This is a genomic window from Streptacidiphilus sp. MAP12-33 (assembly GCF_041261265.1).
Classification (GTDB): domain Bacteria; phylum Actinomycetota; class Actinomycetes; order Streptomycetales; family Streptomycetaceae; genus Streptacidiphilus.
In genome coordinates this window covers 99,799-123,161 of record NZ_JBGCCA010000009.1, presented here as the reverse complement: position 1 = coordinate 123,161, position 23,363 = coordinate 99,799, and the positions used below count along the sequence as shown (strand labels likewise).

Below are 23,363 nucleotides of genomic sequence, written 5' to 3'. Positions count from 1 at the left end.
CGGCAGGGTTCCCGCAGCAGGGTTCAGGCCCCGAGCTGTGCCTCGATGGCCGTGACCAGCTCCGGCGCCTCCGGCTCGGTGCGCGGGCGGAACCGGCCCACGACCTCGCCCTTGGGGGAGATCAGGAACTTCTCGAAGTTCCAGGTGATGTCCCCGGCCTCGCCGGCCTCGTCCGCGGTGGTGGTCAGCGCCTCGTAGAGCGGGTGGCGCTCCGCGCCGTTGACGTCGGTCTTCTCCAGCAGCGGGAAGGAGACGCCGTAGGTCGTGGAGCAGAAGGTCTGGATCTCCTCCGCCGAGCCGGGCTCCTGGCCGGCGAACTGGTTGCAGGGCACCCCCAGCACGGTGAAGCCGCGCTCGGCGTACTGCTGCTGGAGCCGCTCCAGGCCGGCGTACTGCGGCGTCAGCCCGCACTTGGAAGCGACGTTGACCAGCAGCACCGCCTTGCCTGTGTATTCGGCGAGGCTGGTGGGCTCACCGGTGAGGGTCTTCAGCGGGATGTCGGTCAGGCTCATGTGATCCTCCGGGGGACGCGGTGGGGCTGACGCCGAGGGTAGCCCTCGGCGTTCAGCCACAACCGCGCCACCGGACGGCTTCTTCCCCTGGGGCCGGGGAGCGGCGTCAGCTGGACTGCCCGGTGCTGGGCTGCTCGGTGCTGGGCTGCTCGGTGGTGATGATCGAGAACAGGACGCCCTGCGGGTCGCGCACGGAGGCCATGCGGCCGACGCCGTCGAGCGAGGCCGGGCCCATCAGCAGCGTGCCGCCGAGCTCGGTGACCTTGGCGGCCGTCGCGTCGCAGTCCGCGACCTCGAAGTAGGGCAGCCAGTACGTCTGCGTCTCGCCCGGGAAGTGGCCCATCAGGCCGCCGAACGAGCTCTCCTCGCCGCCCATCGAAGTGACCGTGTAGGTGAACTCGCCCATGTCGTTGTCGGTGAGCGACCAGCCGAAGACGGAGGGGTAGAACGCGCGGGCGCTCTCGGCGTCGGCCGTGTGCAGCTCCGTCCAGGAGAGGGAGACCGGGACGTTGACGACGTCGAAGCCCTTGGTCTCCAGGGGCTGCCAGATGGCGAACTCGCCGCCCTGGGGGTCGGTGAACTGGGCCATCCTGCCGAAGCCCATCACGTCCATGGCCGGCATGCGGACCGTGCCGCCCGCCTGCTCGACCGCCTTGAGCGTGGCCTCCGCGTCGTCGCTGCCGAAGTAGATCATCCAGGCCGGGGAGGCGCTCGGGTCCATCAGCGGGCCGACGCCGCCGATGCGCTTGCCCTTGGTCGTGTAGAAGCCGTAGCCGCCGGTGTCCGGGCCGGCGTCCTCCTTCTCCCAGCCGAAGAGGGGGAGGTAGAACGCGTCGGTGGCCGCCACGTCGGTGGTGCCGAGGTCGATCCAGCGCGGGGTGCCCGGGGTGTAGTCGGTGCTCAGCATCGAGTGCTCCTGTGGGTTGAGTCCGGTGGGCTGTTCCACAGTCTTGCGTGGGCCACTGACAATTCAGCCCCTCCGGGACGGCCTGGTCGTGAACAATTTTTATCGGTCATTTTCGAGCTCGATCGAACACTTCTGAGCGGCTCGTCCGTTGTCGGTGCCACCCGCTACGGTGCTGCTCATGAACCAACTGGCGGTCGTGGAGGGGGTGCTGGAACGCATCACCTTCGCCAGCGAGGAGACGGGCTGGACGGTCGCCCGCGTCGACACCGGTCGCGGCGGGGGCGAGCTCCTCACCGTCGTCGGCGCGCTGCTCGGCGCCCAGCCGGGCGAGAGCCTGCGCATGCACGGCCGCTGGGGCAGCCATCCCCAGTACGGCAAGCAGTTCACCGTCGAGAACTACACCACCGTGCTGCCCGCCACGGTCCAGGGCATCCGGCGCTACCTGGGCTCCGGGCTGATCAAGGGCATCGGCCCGCGGCTGGCCGAGCGCATCGTGGACCACTTCGGCGTGGAGACCCTGGACGTCATCGAGACCACGCCGGCCCGCCTGATCGAGGTGCCCAAGCTCGGGCCCAAGCGCACCAAGCTGATCGCCGCCGCCTGGGAGGAGCAGAAGGCGATCAAGGAGGTGATGATCTTCCTCCAGGGCGTCGGCGTCTCCACCTCCCTCGCCGTCCGCATCTACAAGAACTACGGGGATTCCTCGATCTCCGTGGTCAAGAACGAGCCCTACCGCCTTGCCGCCGACGTTTGGGGCATCGGCTTCCTGACCGCCGACCGGATCGCCCAGGCCGTCGGCATACCGCAGGACAGCCCGCAACGGGTCAAGGCGGGCCTCCAGTACGCCCTGTCGCAGTCCTCCGACCAGGGCCACTGCTTCCTGCCCGAGGAGCGGCTGATCTCCGACGCGGTCAAGCTGCTCGCCGTCGACACCGGCCTGGTGATCGAGTGCCTGGCGGAGCTCGTCGCCGAGGAGGGCGTGGTCCGCGAGCAGGTCCCCGGGGGCGAACGCGACGAGTCCGGCCGGGCCGTGCCGGTCAGCGCGATCTACCTGGTGCCGTTCCACCGGGCGGAGGTCTCCCTGGCCGCCCAGCTGGGCCGCCTGCTGCACGCCCCCGACGACCGCCTGGGCGCCTTCGCCGACGTCGACTGGACCCGGGCACTGACGTGGCTGGGCGGGCAGACGGGGGCGGAACTGGCGCCCGAGCAGGAGGCTGCCGTCAGGCTCGCCCTGACCAACAAGGTCGCGGTGCTCACCGGCGGCCCCGGCTGCGGCAAGTCGTTCACCGTCCGCTCGATCGTCACGCTCGCGCTCGCCCGCAAGGCCAAGGTGGTGCTGGCGGCGCCGACGGGCCGGGCCGCCAAGCGCCTGGCCGAGCTCACCGGCGGCGAGGCCGCCACCGTCCACCGGCTGCTGGAGCTCAAGCCGGGCGGGGACGCGGCCTACGACCGCGACCGGCCGCTCGACGCCGACCTGGTCGTCGTCGACGAGGCCTCCATGCTCGACCTGCTGCTGGCCAACAAGCTCGCCAAGGCCGTTCCGCCCGGCGCGCACCTGCTGCTCGTCGGCGACGTCGACCAGCTGCCCTCCGTCGGCGCGGGCGAGGTGCTGCGGGACCTGCTCGCGCCCGGCAGCCCGATCCCGGCCGTCCGGCTGACCAGGATCTTCCGGCAGGCCCAGCAGTCGGGCGTGGTCACCAACGCCCACCGGATCAACGAGGGCGCCCCGCCGCTCACGGAGGGTCTGACCGACTTCTTCCTCTTCGCCGAGGAGGACACCGAGCGCACCGCCGACCTGACCGTCGACGTCGTGGCCCGCCGCATCCCGCGCCGCTTCGGCCTCGACCCCAGCCGCGACGTGCAGGTGCTCTCCCCGATGCACCGCGGTCCGGCCGGCGCGGGCAACCTCAACACCCTGCTCCAGGCCGCGATCACGCCCGCACGCCCTGACCGCCCCGAGCGCCGCTTCGGCGGGCGCACCTTCCGGGTCGGCGACAAGGTCACCCAGATCCGCAACAACTACGACAAGGGCCGGAACGGGGTCTTCAACGGCACCGTCGGCGTGGTCACCGCGCTCAACCCGGAGGACCAGAAGCTCACCGTCCGCACCGACGAGGACGAGGACGTCGACTACGACTTCGACGAGCTGGACGAACTGGCCCACGCCTATGCGGTGACCATCCACCGATCGCAGGGCAGCGAGTATCCGTGCGTTGTGATCCCGCTCACGACGAGCGCTTGGATGATGTTGCAGCGAAACTTGCTCTACACCGCTGTCACACGCGCCAGGAAGCTGGTGGTACTGGTCGGCTCGCGCCGAGCCCTGGGCCAGGCCGTTCGTGCGGTCTCCGCAGGTCGCCGTCACACGGCTTTGGACCATAGGCTGACTCGGGGGTAGGTTCCGCTGTCAGAACTTGAAAGCGAATGACCCGATTCTTTGTGACCTACGGCTCTTTTGGGCCACCCCGCCTGCACAGGTGTAACCCGCCTGGGGGAAGGTAGGAGGGAGTCAGGGCACCCCTTGAACCCTTGAACAGGGTCATTCCGCTGGTGATGAGGGAAGACGTGAGCGACAACTCTGTAGTACTCCGCTACCAGGGCGCCGAGTACGAGTACCCGGTGACCGAGGCCACCGTCGGCAACGGCGGCTTCGACATCTCGAAGCTTCTTGGCCAGACCGGCCTGACCACCCTGGACAACGGCTTCGGCAACACCGCCGCCTGCAAGTCCGCGATCACCTACATCGACGGTGACGAAGGGATCCTCCGCTACCGCGGCTACCCGATCGAGCAGCTGGCCGAGCAGGGCTCCTTCCTGGAGACCGCGTACCTGCTGATCAACGGTGAGCTGCCGAACGCGGAGCAGCTGCGCATCTTCCAGCACGACATCAATCAGCACACGCTGCTGCACGAGGACATCAAGCGCTTCTTCCAGGGCTTCCCGCGCGACGCCCACCCGATGGCCATGCTGTCCTCCGTGGTCAGTGCGCTGTCGACGTTCTACCAGGACAGCCACAACCCGTTCGACGCCGAGCAGCGCTACCTCTCGGGCGTCCGGCTGCTGGCCAAGCTGCCGACGATCGCGGCCTACGCGTTCAAGAAGGCCCAGGGCCACCCCTTCGTCTACCCGAAGAACGACCTCGGGTACGTCGAGAACTTCCTGCGGATGACCTTCGCCGTCCCGGCCGAGGAGTACGAGCTCAACCCGGTCGTGGTCAACGCGCTGGAGAAGCTGCTGATCCTGCACGCGGACCACGAGCAGAACTGCTCCACCTCCACGGTCCGTCTGGTGGGCTCCTCCCACGCCAACCTGTTCGCCTCGATATCGGCCGGCATCAACGCCCTGTGGGGCCCCCTGCATGGTGGCGCCAACCAGGCCGTGCTGGAGATGCTCCAGGGCATCAAGGCCGACGGCGGCGACGTGGACGCCTTCATCCGCAAGGTGAAGAACAAGGAGGACGGCGTCCGCCTGATGGGCTTCGGCCACCGCGTCTACAAGAGCTTCGACCCGCGCGCCCAGATCATCAAGGTCGCCGCGCACGACGTGCTCTCGCAGCTGGGCAAGGCCGACGAGCTGCTCGACATCGCGCTCAAGCTGGAGCAGCACGCGCTGACGGACGACTACTTCGTCTCGCGCAAGCTCTACCCCAACGTCGACTTCTACACCGGCCTGATCTACCGGGCCATGGGCTTCCCGACCAGCATGTTCACCGTGCTGTTCGCGCTGGGCCGGCTGCCCGGCTGGATCGCCCACTGGCAGGAGATGATCGTCGACCCGACCAACAAGATCGGCCGTCCGCGCCAGATCTACACCGGCGAGGTCATCCGGGACTACGTCCCGATCGACGCGCGCTGACGCGAGCACGCGAGAACGGGCCCCTGCGGCCGCCCTGGGCGGCCGCAGGGGCCCGTTCGTGTTCGTGGTGCCCTTGGAGGGGGCGGCGGGAGGTGCTGCGCGCACGGCGGGGCGCGGGGGAGGCCGCTCAACCACCCTGATCACGCCCGCGCCGTGCGCTGTCGGCCGCCCAGCGACGGCGGCCGTGCACCGGGATCCGCCGGAACCCCGGCTCTGGAGTTCTAACACAAAGTTGGGCGGACGAAGTTACGGTCCGCCTATGTGATGCCACTCTCACCACCTTCGCATATGCCGGTCGGGAGCGGTCCCATCGCCGTTCGTGGTCACGCGTGTGCCCGCAGTCCCGGGAGTCGCCCGGGCGGGTCGGGGCGACCCGGTGCGAAGCGGACGAAAGCACGCGTGGTACGAATCACGTGCTGCAAACAGTGAAGAGGGGGCGGAGATGGCCAGAACTGTTGTCGTCACAGGGGGCGGCACCGGCATCGGACTCGCGGTGGCGCGGCGCTTCACGGAGGCCGGTGACGCGGTCACCATCGTCGGCCGCCGCCGCGAGGTCCTGGAGCGGGCCGCCGAGTCGCTGGGCGCGACGGTCCGCCCGCTGGTCTGCGATCTCGCGGACGCGGACGCGGTCGAGGCGCTGCTGAAGGAACTGCCGTCGAGCATCGACGTGTTGGTGAACAACGCGGGCAGCAGGGAGACGGTGCCGGGCGCCGGACCGCATGCCGTCCTCGCCCGGTGGCGCGGGGACTTCGAGCGCAACGTGCTGACGGCCGTCCTGCTCACCGAGTCGGTCCGCGACCGCCTGGCCCCGGGCCAGGGGCGGGTGGTGACGATCAGTTCGATCGCGGCGGTGCGGGGCGCCGGCTCGTACGGCGCGTCCAAGGCCGCGCTGCACGCCTGGAACCACTTCATGGCGGCGCAGTTGGGGCCGAGCGGTATCACCGCGAACGTGGTGGCGCCCGGCACGGTGGCGGGCACCGAGTTCTTCGGCTCCCGCCTGGACGAGGCGGAGCTCGTCCGCCGCGCGAGCCGCACGCTGGTCGGCCGCGTCGGCGAACCGGACGACGTCGCCGCGGCGGTCCACTTCCTCGCCTCCCCCGAGGCGGGCTACATCACCGGCGAGATCCTCCACTGCAACGGCGGCGAGCTGCTCGGCCGGTAGGCCAGGGGCGCGAGGCCCTGCTCAATCAACTGCGTGCGCGAGCAACCACCGGCATGCGGATGGCCCTGTTCGATGAGGACCATCTGCTCGTCGGTGGCTTCTCGCGCAGTTCCTCGCGCCCCTCAGTGGTGCAACTGCCTGCGGGAGTGTCCTTGACCGGTCGCGCCCACGCGGCGGAGCCGCAAATCAGCAGAGCCCCGCGCCCCTTCACAGGCCTTCGGCCTGGAAGCGCCGGAGGCGGAGGCTGTTGGTGACCACGAACACCGAGGAGAAGGCCATGGCGGCCCCCGCGATCATCGGGTTCAGCAGCCCGAGTGCCGCCAGCGGCAGCGCCGCGACGTTGTAGCCGAAGGCCCAGAACAGGTTGCCCTTGATCGTGCCGAGCGTCCGACGCGACAATCGGATCGCGTCCGCCGCCGACCGCAGGTCTCCGCGGACGAGGGTGAGGTCGGCAGCCTCGATCGCCGCGTCCGTGCCGGTGCCCATGGCGAGGCCGAGGTCGGCCTGGGCCAGGGCCGCGGCGTCGTTGACACCGTCGCCGACCATGGCGACCACGCGGCCCTCGGCCTGGAGCTTTGCGACCACCCCGGCCTTGTCCTGTGGGAGGACCTCCGCGATGACCTGGTCCGCGTCGATGCCGACCTCCGCCGCGACCGTGCGGGCGACGGCCGCGTTGTCACCGGTCAGCAGGACCGGCGTGAGGCCGAGCCCGCGCAGGCGACGGATCGCCTCGGCACTGGTCGGCCTGGGGCGGTCGGCGACCTCCAGTACGGCGCGGGCGGCGCCGTCCCAGCCGACGAGGACCGCCGTGCGGCCGGCCGCCTCCGCCGTCGCCTTGGCCGACGCCAGCCGTGGCGGCAGGTGCATCGCCCAGTCGGCCAGCAGCCGCTCCCGTCCCGCGACGACCGCGTGGCCGTCGACGACCCCCTGGACGCCGAGCCCGGGGATGTTGCGGAAGTCCGCGACCGGAGCCGGGTCCGTCACAGCGGACGCGATCGCCGCCGCGATGGGGTGCTCCGAGGCGTGCTCGACGGCAGCGGCCAGGCGCAGCGCCTCGGCCTCGTCCTCGCCCTCGGCGATGTGGACGGCGACCAGGGCCATCTTGCCGGTGGTGACCGTGCCGGTCTTGTCCAGGACGACGGTGTCGACCCGGCGGGTGTTCTCCAGCACCTCGGGGCCGCGGATCAGGATGCCCAGCTGGGCGCCGCGTCCGGTGCCGACCATGAGGGCCGTGGGGGTGGCCAGGCCGAGCGCGCAGGGGCAGGCGATGATCAGGACGGCCACGGCCGCCGTGAAGGCCTCCGTCGCGCCGTGACCGGTCGCGAGCCAGGTGACCAGCGTGCCGAGGGCGATGAGCAGCACCACGGGGACGAAGACGGCCGAGATCCGGTCGGCCAGCCGCTGGGCGGCGGCCTTGCCGGTCTGGGCCTGTTCGACCAGCGCCGCCATGCGGGCGAGCTGGGTGTCGGCGCCGACCCGGGTCGCCTCGACGACCAGGCGGCCGCCGGAGTTGACGGTGGCTCCGGTGACGGCGTCGCCGGGGCCGACCTCGACCGGAACCGACTCGCCCGTCAGCATCGAGGCGTCGACGGCCGAGCTGCCCTCGACGACTTGCCCGTCCGTGGCGAGCTTCTCGCCGGGGCGGACCACGAAGCGGTCGCCGATGGCGAGCCGGGCGACGGGGATGCGCTCCTCGCGGCCTCCGCGCAGCACCGCGACGTCCTTGGCGCCGAGCTCCAGCAGGGCGCGCAGCGCCGAGCCGGCCCGCCGCTTGGCACGGGCCTCCAGATAGCGCCCGAGCAGGATGAAGGCGGTGACGCCCGCGGCCGTCTCCAGGTAGAGCGTGGAGGAGGCGTCCTGCGCGGAGAGGCTGAAGTCGAACCCGTGGCGCATCCCGGGCATCCCGGCGTCGCCGAGGAAGAGCGCCCACAGCGACCAGCCGAAGGCCGCCAGGGTGCCCACCGAGACGAGGGTGTCCATGGTGGCCGCACCGTGCCGGGCGTTGGTCCAGGCGGCGCGGTGGAACGGCAGGCCGCCCCAGACCACGACCGGGGCGGCCAGGGTCAGCGAGAGCCACTGCCAGTTGCGGAACTGCCAGGCGGGGACCATGGCCAGCACGACGACCGGGATGCTGAGCGCCACCGTGACCAGGAGGCGCTGCCGCAGCCGGGCCGTCTCCTCCTCCTGCGCGGAGGGCGCCTCGGCGTCCGCCGCCCCGGAGGAGGGCTCGGCGACCGGTGGCGGCGGCTCGGCGGTGTAGCCGGCCTTCTCCACCGTGGCGATGAGGTCGGCCACGGCCACGTCCGGCACGAAGTCGACGCTGGCCTTCTCGGTGGCGAAGTTGACCGTGGCAGAGACGCCCTCCATCCGGTTCAGCTTCTTCTCGATCCTGGCCGCGCACGAGGCACAGGTCATCCCGCCGATGGCGAGCTCGATCCGCTGGGCGGCCGGGTCTATGCCCGGCGAGGCCGTGGTCATGCCGTTCCCTCCTCGGTGGACGTGCGGGGTGTCGCTCAGGCGCTGCGGCCGGTGAGCTCGTAGCCGGCCTCGTCGACGGCCGCGCGGACGGCGTCGTCGGCGAGCGGCTGCGCGGACTCGACGGTGACGAGGCCCGTCTTGGCGTCGGCGGAGACCTGGAGGACGCCGGGCAGGGCGCCGAGCTCCTCCGAGACCGACTTCTCGCAGTGGCCACAGGTCATGCCGGTGACGGTGAAGACGGCGGTGGTCATGGCTGCCTCCTGAAGGCTTGGTCGTCTGTTCTGTCGTTCGATGATGTCAACACCATACCCCCCTGGGGTATTCCGTCGCAGGGGGAGGGGCCGAGAAAAACCTCGGCAGCACCGAGAGTAACGATCCGTCGCTCCAGGTAGCAGAAAGCCCGCCGACCACACCCGAAGGTGTGGTCGGCGGGCATCGCGGACCGGGCGGCCGGTGCGCCGGGGGTGGGCCTACAGCAGCTCCAGCTCCGGGCGCTTGGCGGAGACGTGGTCGCCGGAGGACTCGCCGCGCAGTCGGCGGCCGACCCAGGGGAGCAGGAACTCGCGGGCCCACTGGATGTTCTCGCGGCGCAGCTCGGCGGGCGTGTGCGGGGCGACGGGCGGCCACGGCGCCTCCGGGTCCCCGGTCGGCACACCCAGGGCGCGGGCGGCCAGCTGGGCGACCCGCTCGTGGCCCTCGGGCGAGAGGTGCAGCCGGTCCTCGCTCCAGGCCCGCCGGTCGCGCACGGAACGCAGCGCCCACACGTCCGCGACGGCGAGGTCGTGCCGGTCGGCGATCGCGCGCAGGTGCGCGTTGTAGGTGGCGATCTTGCCACGCAGGTGCTTGAGCACCGGGGTTTCCCGGGTGTCGAAGCCGGTGAAGATCAGCACGCGGTCCGCGTGGGCCGTGATCCGGGTGACCGCCCGCTCGAAGCGCTCGGCCACGTCGTCCGGATCGCTGCCGGGCCGCAGGATGTCGTTGCCGCCCGCACAGATGCTGACCAGGTCGGGACGCATCTGCTCGAGCTGCGGCACCTGCTCGGCGGCGATCTGGTCCAGCAGCCGGCCTCGCACGGCGAGGTTGGCGTAGCGCAGGTCGTAGTGGCCGCTCTCCGTCATCGGGCGCTGCTCGGCCAGCAGGCGGGCCAGCCGGTCGGCCCAGCCGGCGAACCCGCCGTCGGGGCCCGGGTCGTTCAGTCCCTCGGTGAAGCTGTCGCCGATGGCCACGTAGGACGTGATCTCTGGGGTCTCCTGGGGCGATCGCGTTGTCGGCATGGGTCGATACTTCACTGCATGAAGTGACCTACGCCACCGTAGGTAGGGCTTGACGGAGGTGAGATGAGCCACGTCTGCGCGGGGGAATAGCCTGCCGGGGGAACAGCCGGGAAAGGCCGACGGCCGGGCCCGTGTCCCCCCAAGGGAACAGGCCCGGCCGTCGGTCACTCTTGCCCTGGCGGCTCCGGACTGCGGCCGGGTGATGGAGCTGTTGTGCGGCCGCAGCCCGCTCATCTGCGTCAGCGCATGGGTTCTTAGGCGAGGTTGGTGATGGTCAGGCCGCTGGGAAACGGGGTGCCGAGTGAGTACGTTCCCGCGAATGAGGGGATGCCGCCGCTGGGTGCGGCGCCGAAGTGCTCGGTCAGCTTGCCCGATGCGTCCATGGTGTATAGGTCGGGGTAGCCGTCGGGGCCGCTGGTGGGGCTGTTGATGTCACCGGGGGAGACGACGAACGCATTGGAGCTCACCGGCAGGTTGATCAGGAACGGGCCGGTGGGCGTGGTGCTGAGTGCGGCGCTGCTGCCGCCATTCCAGTTCTGCTCGGCGTGTCCGGCGAGGCATGCGTAGATGATCTGCTTGGTGCCGGTTGTGGTGGTGGCGGCGGGGTCGGCCAGGCACAGGCCCGATGCGGTATTGACAAGCTGACCGTTGATGCCGGTGGTCCACTGCTGGTGGCTGTCGCCGTTGCAGGTGGTGATGTCGACCCAGGCGCCGCTCCCGGTGCTGTTGTTGAGGGTGGCGAGGCACTTTCCGAGTACGCGGATGGTGCCGTCGGTGCCTAGGGTGAAGTGCTGCTCGGGGCCGTTGTCACAGCCCCACAGGATCAGAGCGGTGCCGTCGGTGCGGCTGGCGGCGGGGTCGGCGAGGCAGAGCTGGTTGCCGCTGGTGCTGACGCCGGAGATCAGCGTGGTGGAGCCGGGGGCGTGCAGGAGCGGCGGCAGGTTGTTCGTGCCGCTGGTGGCGATGTCGTAACTGTAGACGTTGCCGTTGGCGCGGTCGCGGACCCAGAGCACGGGGGTGCCGCTCACGCTGCCGGGCGTGATCAGGTCGTAGTTGGACCAGTCGCCGTCACCGAGGAGGACCGGGTTGGACAGGCCGCCGCTGTTGGTCTGGTAGATCCACAACGAGCCGTTGTTCTCGGTGGTGATCAGGTCCGGGTAGGTGGAGGTGCCGCCATAGATGTTCTGGGTCATGGCCAGGTGCGTGACGGCGCTCCAGTCGGCGCTGTCGTAGCCGGCGGCGGAGCAGCGTGTGGTGTCGGCGGTCTGGCAGGCGGGCTTAGCCGCGCCCTTGGGCGCCCAGGCCACGGTACGGCCCATGGTGAAGCCCGGGGTGCCGTTGCCGCCCGAGCTGGCGTCGTTGACCAGGACCCACATGACGCCGGTGGCTTTATCGTAGGCGAAGACGTCGTCCACGCCGCCGTTGCTGAGGTTGCCGCGGTGGGCGACCAGGTAGTTTGACCAACTGTCGCCACCGGGGCTGGGGGTGGCGGAGCCGGTGGACGTGAAGTTGGTGTTCAGCGCCGTCGCGGTCTCGTTGGCGCCGGTGTTGTCGCCGGGCACGATGTAGAGGTGGTTGTCGCTGGCGCTGGTGAGCAGGTCGGGGACACCGTCGCCGGTGAAGTCACCTGGTGCGATCTTGGTGTTGGGGTTCCACGGCACGGCGAAGCCGTAGCTGAGGGGAGTCTGGGAGGGGTTCCCGGCCTTGTCGACACCTATCACGTAGAGCGTGTGACTGCCCCAGCTCGGAACCTTGGCGGGGACGGTGGCGGAGCCGGTGGAGTCGCCAGCAGCGTCGGTGGTCGTGCTGCTGGGAGTCACCAGGCCGCAGAGGCCCTGGCTGTAGCACGTGCTGGCGCTGCTGGTGTTCGCAGCTGGCTGCGTGTCGAACTGCCAGACGAAGTGGTCGATGCCACTGGCCTGGCAGGCACTGCCCGTGTTGACGGTGCAGGTGGCCGCAGGCGCGGGGTCAGTGGCGGAGACGCCGATGTTGATGGTGTCACCGACGTACTTGACCGGACTGGCGGCGGTGGTTCCGCCCTGAGGGAAGGACGGGTCGGCCGCGGTCAGCGTCGGAGTGCGGGGCGAGGTGGAGTCGACACTGAAATAACACTGACCAAGGGCGGAGTTGAGTGCCTGCGACGAGGTGGTCACGGCCTGCGCGTCCCACTCGTAGGAGTGCCCGTCCTTGACGGCCAGCCCGATGTTGGTGGGCGGCACGGCAGTGCTGGTGGAGCTCGCGTCCACGGTCGGCGAGGTCGGCGTGGTCAGTGGCCCGACGAAAGTTCCGTTCTGGGTGCTCCAGTCGTAGACCGAGAACTGAACGTTGGCCTGTTCACCGGTGATGTAGGTGCTGATGTGGGCGCCTAGGGTGATGTTGCTGTCCCCGGCGCTGTTGAGCGTGGTGGCCCCGATCCAGCCGTGGGTGGCGGAGCTGCCGCAGGCGAGGAGCGCCGGCGCTGGGCTCAGCTGCATGCTGTCGAGCGTGGGGTACAGGTCGAAGGTGGTCTGCAGGTACGGGTTGCCGTCGAACCGGGTGAGGTTGTAGACGGAGGCGGACTCGTCTCCGTACAGACCGAAGGTGAACGTGGAGGCCTTGCCGGCCAGCGGGCTGATGTGCGAGGCGATGTCGAAGTTCAGGTACTTGTCACCGCATGCCGTCGTGTTCGCGTAGGCGCCGTTGTAGGCGTCACCGAGGTTGCCGCTCCACAGCTTGGCGATCTGCGACGGCCGGTTGCCCCAGTACATGGTGCTGTTGATCGTCCCGGTCTGGTAGACCGACAGCGACTGGGAGCTCTTGCAGTCCTCGTTCGAGGAGTAGGTCTTGGTGAGGTAGAGCTTCGCGGAGGAGATCACCATGCTGGTGGTCAGGTTGGAGATGTTGAGCTGGAAGAACGACTCCTCCGCGCCAACGCAGCCCGACGAGTCGCTCTGGTAGCCGACGCCCTCGCCGCTTGTGGCGACCGAGTGTTCGTCGGAGCCGTAGTAGTCGCAGCCCTGCTGTGCTTCGAACATCGCATTGGTGGGGGAGGAGGCCGGGTTCGAGACGTCGGTGGTCGTCATCGGGGCGAGCGAGGGGTCGATGTAGACCGGGTAGTGTGTCGACGGCCCGCCGAGCACGCCGGCGTCCGGGACGAGGCTGAGGCTTGTGCCGCTCTGGCGGACGGCGAGCCGGGCGACCCGAGCTCCGGTGCCGGGACCGGCAACGCTCGAGGAGACCGTCGTCGAGGCACCCGAGCGCTGGTCGCCTCCCTGGGCTCGGGCCGACGTCCGGTCCGACTGGCGGGTGGAGTCCCACATGGCCGCCGCCGGTCCGGCGAAGACCACCCTGCCTTCGGGCGTCCGCGCGGTGATCCCCCCGTGGCTCGTCGCCGAGACCGCCAGACCGTGTCCGGCCGTGGCGAACTCGAGGTGCCTCAGCGCCGGATTCCTTGCGGCGGAAGCGTTGTGGACGATCAGGACGTCGGAGAAGCCGCCCTGGTCAGACACTGTGACAGAGAGGTCGACGCCCGGAAGGACGTCGGCGTACAAGGCGGTAGCTCCATCGAGGGCCGGGGCCGGCAGCTTGAACGGGAGACTCAGTGACAGGCTGTGGCCCGAGTTGTCGTGCATGGTGACCAGCGGGCCGCTGCCGCCCGGGGAGAGCGCGATGCCCTCGCTGGTGGCAGTCGGGGTGACGGCTCCCGTGGCCCGGTTGACGGCCAGGTCGGCGTTCAGATCCACCCAGGCGCCGTTCTGCCGTGTGCGCACGGGCAGGACGTTCTGGGTGGCGGTGAAGGAACCGTCCGGGTTCGCGGTCACCTTGTAGTTCGGTGTGGTCAGCGCGTCGACGGGGACGTGACGGTGGCCGGTGACCGCCTGCTGCAGTGCTGTTCCCCAGGGGGTGTCCGCCGCGGTGTGCCGGGCGTGGGAATCCGGTCCCGCGGCCCAGGCCGGGGTGGTGAGCGGTGACACGAGCAGTCCGGCGACACCGGCGGCAGTGCCTGCCAGTATCGCCAGTCTTGCCCTGTATCGCCGCATATGAGGCTTCTTCGGTGACACTGTTACTTATGCTCCTGATCTGAACGTGCTTCGTTTGCGTGTGAATCGCGCCACAGGATTGGGTGGCGACGGGGTCTCAGGGGTCCCTGGAAATGCCCGACTTGCCACCCGAGTCACTGATGTCGTCCGGTACACATCGGACACATCCGACACACAGTTCACTCACACCCCCTGCGTGTCGCGGCCACAGGGTATTGAGCTTCCTTCTCACCATCAATAGCCTCTCGGCGATCATGGGCATGCCCTGGTCACGTGCACGAACAGCTGATGTCGCTCAGGGTGGGGGCAGTAAGTGGCCAGTGAGGGTGCGACCGTGGTCGGTCGTCAGCGCATACGGCGGGGGGCGCTGAGAAGCGTCACCGCTGTTCTGGCGGCGCTCGTGGTGTTCATACCGAGCGCCGCGGCCGACGCGGCGGCGAATCGGCCAGTCCCGAAGACCAAGGTGCTGCATCCGCAGGCGCTGCCCGGTGTCGCTCCGGCGCGTGAGTACCAGGTGCCGAAGGTCGGGCCGAGGTCCGGTCTGCAGAGCAACGGCAAGGGCCTGAGCCGCTATCGGAGTGGCGTGCCGGTCTGGCCCGTGGCGGGGGTGATGACCGTCGCGTTGACGCACGCGGTCACAGCCAGGACCGCGTCGGGTGTGGCCGGGGCCCCGCATGGTGCGCCGGTGTCCGCTCCGGTGAAGGCGGGTTCGTTGCCGCTGTGGGTGGCACCCGTGACGCGCGGCGGCGCGCACACCGCCGCGGGTACGGCGCCCTCGAGCGTGCGGGTGCAGGTCGCCTCACACGCGCAGGCCGTCGCTGCCGGTGCCAACGGCATGCTCATCGGCGTCTCGCGTGCGGACGGTGCGATCGGTCGAGGCCAGGTGCAGGTCGTCCTTGACTACGCCGCCCTGGCGCAGGCCTACGGCGGTGGCTACGGCTCACGCCTGCAGATGTTCCTGATGCCCTCGTGCGCGTTGACCACTCCGCAAATCCAGGCCTGCCGCACGCGTGCGCCGTTGGCGTCGACCAATCGGGCGGCCGCCGAGCAACTCGTCGCCACGGTCCCGGTCGGAGCCCGCCCCGGCACGCTGGCCACGCGCGCTGCGATGTCGGCCACGGACACCACCGGTTCGATGAGCCTGGTCGCCGTCACTTCGGGAAACTCGGGCTCCCAGGGCAACTACGGGGCGACCTCGCTGAACCCCTCCGGGACTTGGCAGACGAGTGGTGGGGGCTCGTTCACGTACTCGTACCCGATCTCCGTTCCGCCCGGGGTCGTCGGCGGCGTGCCCACGGTGGCGCTGTCCTACGACTCGGAGTCGGTGGACGGGGAGACCTCGGGGCGCAACTCTCAGGCGACGTGGATCGGTGACGGCTGGGACTACCAGCCCGGCTTCGTCGAGCGTTCCTACCGCTCATGTAGCTCGCTGCTCGATTCCGGTGGCAACCGCATCCTCAAGGGGTCGGGTGACGAGTGCTGGGGCGGTGACAACGCCACGTTGTCGTTCGGACCGCATTCGGGTGTCCTCGTGCCGCTCGACTCTGCCTCGGCGCTGACCAAGAACGACCCGAACCTGGTCAAGGAGTGGAAGCTTCAGGGTGACGACGGAACCGTCGTCGAGGAGCTCAAGGGTGCTCCGAACGGCCTCTACCAGGGCATCTACTACCGTGTCCTGACGTCCGACGGTTCCGCGGCGTACTTCGGCGCCACCGAGGCGCCCGACGCGCCGGGTATCGCCGGCGCCATGCCGACCGGCGTGACGGCTTTCACGTCGACGAACTCCGCCTGGGGGGTGCCGGTCATGCACCCGGTGTCCGGAGACCCCTGCTACAACTCGAGTGACGACAAGGCTTCCAAGTGCTCGGCCCCGGAGGGCTGGCGCTGGAACCTGGACTTTGTCGTCTCCCCGTCCGGCGTCGTTCAGCGCTACGACTACACGGACGAGACCAACTACTACGATCTCGGCAGCGGCCAGGCGGCGTCCGGCAGCTCCGGGACGCTGACCCCGTATGTCCGCGGCGGCCAGCTGGCCGCCATCTCCTACGGCTACACCCTGGCCGACGAGCAGGCCGGCCGTACTCCTTCGGCCGAGGTCGTCTTCAACCCCGCACAGCGTTGCCAGACCAGTTCCACCTTCGACTGCACCGCGGCGATCACCGACAGCAATGCGACCAACTGGCCTGACGTCCCGTTCGACCTCGCCTGCGAGTCGGGTGACTCCACGACCATGCCGGCGGGTGCGACCAGCGTCCCGGCCGGAGTGTGCGTGACGGGTTCACCGTCGTACTGGACCACGACGCGCCTGGGCTCGATCACCACCGAGGTGAACGTCGCCGGGAAGGGCCTCACGCCGGTCGACACCTACACGCTCAACCACATCTACACCGACGCTGGCGCTACCGCCGACCCGCTGACCGGCACCGCCGTGGATCCGAAGGACGCCGGCGCCCTGCAGGGCGTGATGTGGCTCCAGTCGATCCGGCACACCGGCCACGACAGCGCGGGCAACCAGCTCTCCCTCAACCCGGTCGACTTCCAGGGCACAGAGATCGACAACCGCGTCAACGACAGCTCCCCGCAGGGCCCGCCGTTGTACCGTCCGCGCATCTCCTCGGTGAACACCGAGACCGGCGGGCAGATCGCGGTCGTCTACAACCTCAACCCCTGCGCGGGGATGTCTCTTTCCTTCGCGAGCGCGGACTCCAACCAGAACTCCTGCTACCCGGTGTACTGGAGTCCGCCCGGTGCGGTGAAGCCGGTCCAGGACTGGTTCAACAAGATCACGGTGCACCAGGTCGTCTCGTCAGACCAGACCACCGGAGCGTCGGGGTCCACGAGTCAGTACAAGCCGAACAACAGCAGCGGCAACCAGACCGGCTCCGAGGCCCACGTCACCACGTACGCCTACGGGACGCCGGCCTGGCATCGCGATGACTCGGCCCAGACTGACGACCAGTACCGCACCTGGGACCAGTTCCGCGGCTTCAGCACGGTGACGGTGCAGACGGGTGCGGCTCCCGAGCCGGTCACCCAGACGATCACCACCTACCTGCAGGGCATGAACGGGGACTACCTCTCCAACGGCAAGCAGCGCTCCGTGAGCGTCAACGCAACCCTGGGCGGCGACCCGACAAAGATCCTGGAGACTGTCCCGGACGACGACTGGCTCTCCGGCACCGCGCTGGAGACGGACACCTACTCGGCGGCCGGCGGCACGATCACCGGCGAAAAGGTCGCGGGCCCGTTCACCTTCACCACCACCCAGACCAAGGCCCAGACTCCCTGGACCGACTGGAACACCACCGACGACACCGGTACCGCCCCGGCGTTGTCCACGCTGCCCTCGCTGGTCGCCCGCAGGGATCTCTCCTCCACGTCGAGCACCTACGGGCTGCTGGCCGACGGCCAGACCTGGCGACAGAGCAAGACCGTCACCAACTACGACTCCAACGGCCGTCTCTCCACGGTCGACACCCAGGCGGTCGACGCCAAGTTCGGTGCGTCGACGAGCCCGCTGCAGGAGACCTGCAGCACCACCGGCTACGCGAACCCGCCGTCAGGCAACCCGCTGATGCTGAGCTACGCCGACCAGGGCACCACCGTGAACGGGGCGATCTCCGGGACGACCTGTCCCACGATCACCGCGTCGAACTTCCGGTCCGACAAGAAATCCTATTACGACGCCGCCGCCACGCTCGCCAGCCTGCCGACGTTCGGCCAGGTCGGCACCAACGGGTGGATGACCGCCACCAGCAAGGCCACCGGCTTCGACAGCAGCGGTGCCGAGCAGTGGCAACCCACCGCCGCGTTGAGCTACGACGCCGGTGGTCGGCTGATCGAGACGGACACACCCAACCCCGGCGACCCGACCGATCCCACCGGAACGAAGAACCCGCTGGTCGCGACCACCACGTACTCGCCGGCCTGGAAGCCCGCAGGTGGCAACTCCAACGCGACCTACGTCGAGAACGCCAACACGAAGAAGTGGATCACCAAGACCTGGCTTGACCCGCTGCGCGGCCTGACGACCAAGTCGGTCGACCCCAACGGGCGGACCACGACCACCAGCTTCGACGCGCTCGGTCGCCGCACTGCCGTCTGGCTTCCCGGCCAGGACCAGAGCGCCGGCGCAACTGCCAGTGAGACCTTCACCTACTCCGTCAACCCCGGGGCGACCTACGACGCCTACGGCGCGCTGACCGCCGAGGGCGCGCCGAGCTCAGTCACGACCGACTCCCTACAGGACGACGGCAGCACCTACGCCACCTCGATCACCATCTACGACGGTCTGCTGCAAGCCCGTCAGACGCAGTCGACCCCGCCGAGCGACACCGAGACGGGGCGTCTGATCACGGACACCTTCTACGACTCGCACGGCTGGCCCACGTACTCCTACGCGGCCTACCCCGATCCGAACAGCAACCCGCCGTCATCCACGCTCTACACCATGGCCGAGGCCAGCGTGCCGAGCGAGACCAGCACCTACTACGACGGCGAGGGACGGCCGACCACCCAGACGCTGTGGCACGACGCGCAGCAGCAGTGGCAGTCGAGCACGAGCTACCCCGGAGTCGACGAGACGACGCAGACGCCGCCAGCCGGCGGAGCCACCACGCAGTCGTTCACGAACGCTCTCGGTCAGACCGTCCGTACCGTCGTCAAGAACACGACACAGACTGTCAAGCTCACCCCCGGCACGGTGATCCCCTCGGGCACCCAGCTCAGCTCCGGCAGTGCCCGCCTCGCGATGCAAGCGGACGGCAACCTGGTGCTGTACTCGCTCGCGAGCGGCAGCGCCGTGTGGGCCACCGGAACCAACGGCAACAACGGCGCCTACGCTGCGCTCGCGAGCGATGGCAACCTGCACGTCTACAGCGTCAGCGGCGCCAGCCTGTGGTCGAGCGCGAACACGGCGGGTGCCGGGACCGTTCTTCAGCTGCAGAACGACTCCAACCTGGTGCTGTACAACAGCAGCGGAGCACCGACCTGGGCCAGCAACAGCTCGAAGACGAACCCAGGCGGAGATCTCACCACCAGCTACACCTACTGGCCCAACGGCCAGGCCCACACGATCAGCGACTCGGCGGGCAACCAGTGGAGCTACAGCTACAACCTGCTCGGTGAGCTCACCTCGCAGACCGACCCCGACAGCGGAACCAGCACCTACGGCCCGTTCGACGTCGCAGGGGACACCCTGCAGGCCACCGACCCGCGCGGAGCAACCCTGTCGTACCAGTACGACTGGGACGGACGCCTCACTGGTACCTACACCGGCGCCTGGACTGCCACGCCGAACCCGGCCAACCAGCTGACGGGATCCCTGTACGACACCCTGGCCGACGGATACCCGACCTCGTCCTCGCGCTATGTCGGCGGGAACATCAACGGTGGCAAGACCTACACCGACACCGTCGCCGGCTACGACCTGCAGTACCACCCGACGGGCAGCATCACCGACATCCCATCCAGCGACGGGTTCCCGCAGCCGGGCGCACTGCCGACCGGGATCAGCCCGGCGCCGACCGGCTACACGCGCTATGCGACGACCTCCGTGTACAGCAGCGTCGCCGGACTGTTGCAGAGCACGCAGTACGGCAACGACGGCGGCCTTCCGTCAGAGAATGTCCAGTACGCGTATAACAAGGCCGGTGAGCTCAGCGGCTTCAGCGGCTGGATCGCCTCCAACAACACTCCCACCTATCTCGCCTACACGGCCCACGACCAGTGGGGCCGGCTGCTGGAGGCCGACTACAACAACGCCGCCAGCGGCAGCGAGCTCAACTCGTACGCGCAGTACGACCCGCTGACGGGACGGGTCATCAAGACCAATGACTGGTCCCAGAAGACCGGCCTCGACCCTGACGTCGAGACCTACCTTTACAACCAGGCCGGTGAACTCACCGCCGTCGACGACCAGCAGACCGGTGGTGTCCGCGACACCCAGTGCTTCAGCTACGACGCCTTCCAACGCCTCACGACGGCGTGGAGCGACACCCAGGGCCTCGGCACTGCCGTAGCCCCGGGCAATGTCGGCGCATGCGCGAGCGCGAGCCCGACCAGTAGCGCGACCACGGCCGCTCCCACGGCCAACACCGTCGGCGGACCCGCTCCGTACTGGCAGAACTACACCTACGATCTGCTGGGTGACCGGACCTCCATGGTCAACCACGATCCGTCCGGCAACGCACTGAAGAACACCACCCAGACCATCTCCTACGCGGGGAGCAACGCCACCGCCCCGGCGAGCCAGCCGAACCAGGCAACCACGGAGACCACCAGCAACCCCACTTTGGGCAGTTCGACCGAGAACTTCGGCTACCTGGACAAGACCTACAACCCCAGCGGTCTCAACGCAGGTGACACCACCTCCCGCACCGCTTCCGCCACCGGCCCGTTGACGTCTGGCGTCAAGACCAGCACCGGCGGCGCGCTCTGCCTGGCCGACCCGGCCAATTCCGCCACCACCGGTACCCAGCTCGTCCTGTGGGGCTGCGGCACCGGCGGGCAGACGTTCACCTTCGACTCTGACGGCACCGTCCGGATCGTCGCCGCCAACAACACGACGCTGTGCATGGACATCAGCAGCACCAACGTCGTCCTCAACCCCTGCAACGGCGCCGCCGGTCAGCAGTGGCGCGCCACCTCGACCCACACCCTGATCAACACGAGCACCGGCAAGTGCCTGGCCGACCCGGCCGCGAGCACCACCCAGGGCACCAAACAGATCATCTACACCTGCACAGTCGGCCACGCCGAACAGACCTGGACTCCCACCGGCACCGGCAACGCTGTGCTGCCCGGCCAGGTCCAGACCACGAGCTACAACGCCGAGGGGCGTACGGCCAGCGTCACCACCCCCAACGGCACCACCAGCCAGACCAGCAGCTACCTCTACGACCCGAGCGGCGGACTGCTGGAGCAGACCAACTCGCTCGGCAACAACAAGATCCTCTACCTGTTCGGCGGGGCCGAGCAGATCTACCTGAACGCACCCAGCGGCGGGGCGAACGCCCTGCGCACGTACAGCGGTCCTGGGGGCGTCACGATCACCCGGACAAACACCAACACCCTCAACTACCAGGTCACGAACGCCCAGGGCACGGCCGAGTCCACCCTCGATGCCACCACTCTGAATGTGACCCACCGCTACTACGACCCCTACGGCAACCCGCGCGGAGCGCAGCCGTCCACCTGGGTCGACCCCTCGGAGAACCGCGGCTTCCTCGGCCAACCCACTGACACCAGCGCCGGAGCCGACCTCCTCGGCGCCCGCGTCTACGACCCAACCGTCGGCCGCTTTGGTAGCCTCGATCCCATCTTCCAGGCCGGCGACCCGAACCAGATGGGCGGCTACACCTACGCCGCGGACAACCCCTCCAGCACCCAGGACCCGACCGGATTCGACCCGCCGGGCTATGACGATAACTGCCACTACGCCGACATCGGCTGCCCCGGTTCCTCCGGCGGGGACAGCGGCAGCGGTGGTTCCTCCGGCGGAGACGGCGGCAGCGGCGCTCCGAGTGGTGTCTGCACCTGTCAGTGCCAGGGCGACTGCGGCCCCGCAGCCCAGACGACCATGGCCACGGTCCAGGCGCTCAACAAGTGGATCAAGCAGTGGAGCCCCCAGTCGAACGATCCCAAGTACGTCGCGCTCATGTGGATGGGCCTCCTCGCCCAGCCCGGCGAGAACGTCCACGGTGACTACTGGAGCGGCGCGAAGATCGGAGGACAGGCATTCTGTTTCGGCCGTGAGGCGTGCAACCAGGCACTCAGATATCTCCAGAACACCGGGGACCTACAGGGTGCCAAGGTCATCGCCGCGCTCTACTGCGTCTGGAACGACTGCATTCACAACGGGCAGTACAGTGCGCAGGAGTACCACAAGGGTCAGGTGTTCTCGCAGCAGTTGACCTCGGAGTTCCTGCTGGTCCTGGACGCAGCCGGCGACCATCTCGGCGGAGACTCCTGTTCATGCGCCTGCAGTTTCGATCCGAACACGCCGGTCCTCCTTGCTGACGGGAAGGCCAAGCCCATCGGTGAACTCAGGATCGGAGACGAGGTCGAATCGGCCGATCCCGCTACCGGCAGGGATGCGGGGGCTCGGCAGGTCTTGCGCGTTCTGATCAACCACGACACTGACCTCCTCGATGTCACGGTCGGCGACGGCCATGGCCACACGTCAGTCCTTCACACTACTGCGAACCACCCGTTCTGGGACGAAACCACCCACAGTTGGGTGCGAGCCGATCACCTTCTGGCGGGCCACGCGCTCGCCAGTACGGATGGCCGCCACCCGATCGTGCTTGCGACGAGGCTTACTCGCGGCGCGGCCTACCGCTGGAACCTGACGGTTGACCTGCTTCACACCTACTATGTGATGGCAGGCAGTGTCCCGGTGCTGGTGCACAACTCCTCGTGCATTCAGTTCGGAAACGATCTCGCTGCTGCTGAGGCCGCTAACGAGCTGATCGAGAGCCTTCAGCAGACGGGTGAACTCCCTCCCAATTATGTGACCAAGGATCAGGCCGCGGCTGCAGGGTGGAAGCCAGGAAAGGCATTGGGCAACAGTATTCCTGGCGGGCAGATAGGCGGCGATGTCTTCAACAACACGGATGATCTTGTTCCGAACGCGCCGGGTCGCACCTGGTTCGAGGCAGACGTGGGCTTGAATCCCATGATGTCCAGGGCTAAGCAGCCTGGCTGGCGGCTCCTGTATTCGGATGACGGCCTGGCGTATGTGACGTCGGACCACTATGAGACGGCCTATCAGCTACCGAACTGGAAGTAAGAGGATGTTGGTCGTCATCGATGGGTTGCTGGTCCGGTCTGAAGCGGACCTGCATGAAGCGTTGGCAAGGGTTCTCGACTTTGGTCCTTACTACGGAAGGAATCTCAACGCCCTGTGGGATCGCCTCTCCACTGATGTGGAGCGTCCTGTCGAGCTTGTCTGGCAACACTCGGCGGCAAGCAAGGAGGCGATGGGGGCTGAAGTGTTCGAGAAGATCTCGTCCTTGTTGGTCAGAGTGATGGAGCAGGACGAGTCCTTCGGGCTGGAGGAAAGGCTCACGCTGCGCTTCGAATAGCGAACGTCCGGGCGTGAACGCGAAAGGGCCCCACTGGAGGATGTTGATCCAGCGGGGCCCTTTTACGTGC

11 protein-coding genes are annotated in these 23,363 nt (G+C 68.7%); 5 read left to right on the top strand and 6 right to left on the bottom strand.

The window, feature by feature from the left end; all coding sequences use genetic code 11:
* Positions 1 to 23: 23 nt before the first annotated feature.
* The gene (locus tag ABH931_RS11660; protein WP_370112293.1) at positions 24 to 512 is read right to left on the bottom strand and encodes a glutathione peroxidase; all 489 of its coding nucleotides are present in this window, start codon (positions 510 to 512) and stop codon (positions 24 to 26) included.
* A gap of 106 nt (positions 513 to 618) precedes the next feature.
* Complete coding sequence (locus ABH931_RS11655) at positions 619 to 1,419, bottom strand: VOC family protein (RefSeq protein WP_370112292.1); 801 nt, start codon at positions 1,417 to 1,419, stop codon at positions 619 to 621.
* A 178-nt stretch (positions 1,420 to 1,597) separates the two neighbouring features.
* Between ABH931_RS11655 and ABH931_RS11650 the strand changes: the two genes are divergently transcribed.
* The 3 genes from ABH931_RS11650 to ABH931_RS11640 all read left to right on the top strand — a co-directional run bounded on the left by ABH931_RS11650 (position 1,598) and on the right by ABH931_RS11640 (position 6,436).
* Entirely contained in the window at positions 1,598 to 3,817 is a 2,220-nt protein-coding gene (locus tag ABH931_RS11650; RefSeq protein ID WP_370112291.1) for an ATP-dependent RecD-like DNA helicase, read from the top strand.
* Between the two features lie 155 nt (positions 3,818 to 3,972).
* Positions 3,973 to 5,274 carry a citrate synthase gene (locus tag ABH931_RS11645; RefSeq protein WP_370112290.1) on the top strand — a complete coding sequence of 434 codons (1,302 nt, stop codon included), beginning with the start codon at positions 3,973 to 3,975 and terminating at the stop codon, positions 5,272 to 5,274.
* Between the two features lie 442 nt (positions 5,275 to 5,716).
* Positions 5,717 to 6,436: an SDR family NAD(P)-dependent oxidoreductase gene (locus ABH931_RS11640; protein WP_370112289.1), complete on the top strand. Its 720-nt coding sequence runs from the start codon at positions 5,717 to 5,719 to the stop codon at positions 6,434 to 6,436.
* 207 nt (positions 6,437 to 6,643) lie between these two features.
* Here the strand turns inward: ABH931_RS11640 and ABH931_RS11635 are convergent, their stop codons facing one another.
* The 4 genes from ABH931_RS11635 to ABH931_RS11620 all read right to left on the bottom strand — a co-directional run bounded on the left by ABH931_RS11635 (position 6,644) and on the right by ABH931_RS11620 (position 14,207).
* Positions 6,644 to 8,914, bottom strand: coding sequence for a heavy metal translocating P-type ATPase (locus ABH931_RS11635; protein WP_370112288.1), 2,271 nt, complete (start codon positions 8,912 to 8,914; stop codon positions 6,644 to 6,646).
* A 35-nt stretch (positions 8,915 to 8,949) separates the two neighbouring features.
* A complete protein-coding gene (locus ABH931_RS11630; protein WP_370112287.1) occupies positions 8,950 to 9,165 on the bottom strand; it encodes a heavy-metal-associated domain-containing protein in 216 nt (71 codons plus the stop codon).
* Positions 9,166 to 9,384: 219 nt separating this feature from the next.
* Complete coding sequence (locus ABH931_RS11625; protein ID WP_370112286.1) at positions 9,385 to 10,188, bottom strand: SGNH/GDSL hydrolase family protein; 804 nt, start codon at positions 10,186 to 10,188, stop codon at positions 9,385 to 9,387.
* A 254-nt stretch (positions 10,189 to 10,442) separates the two neighbouring features.
* Complete coding sequence (locus ABH931_RS11620) at positions 10,443 to 14,207, bottom strand: ricin-type beta-trefoil lectin domain protein (protein WP_370112285.1); 3,765 nt, start codon at positions 14,205 to 14,207, stop codon at positions 10,443 to 10,445.
* Positions 14,208 to 14,670: 463 nt separating this feature from the next.
* Between ABH931_RS11620 and ABH931_RS11615 the strand changes: the two genes are divergently transcribed.
* Both ABH931_RS11615 and ABH931_RS11610 read left to right on the top strand, forming a co-directional pair.
* Positions 14,671 to 22,998, top strand: coding sequence for a ricin-type beta-trefoil lectin domain protein (locus tag ABH931_RS11615; protein WP_370112284.1), 8,328 nt, complete (start codon positions 14,671 to 14,673; stop codon positions 22,996 to 22,998).
* A 4-nt stretch (positions 22,999 to 23,002) separates the two neighbouring features.
* Positions 23,003 to 23,293, top strand: coding sequence for a barstar family protein (locus ABH931_RS11610; protein WP_370112283.1), 291 nt, complete (start codon positions 23,003 to 23,005; stop codon positions 23,291 to 23,293).
* The last annotated feature ends 70 nt before the right edge of the window (positions 23,294 to 23,363 follow it).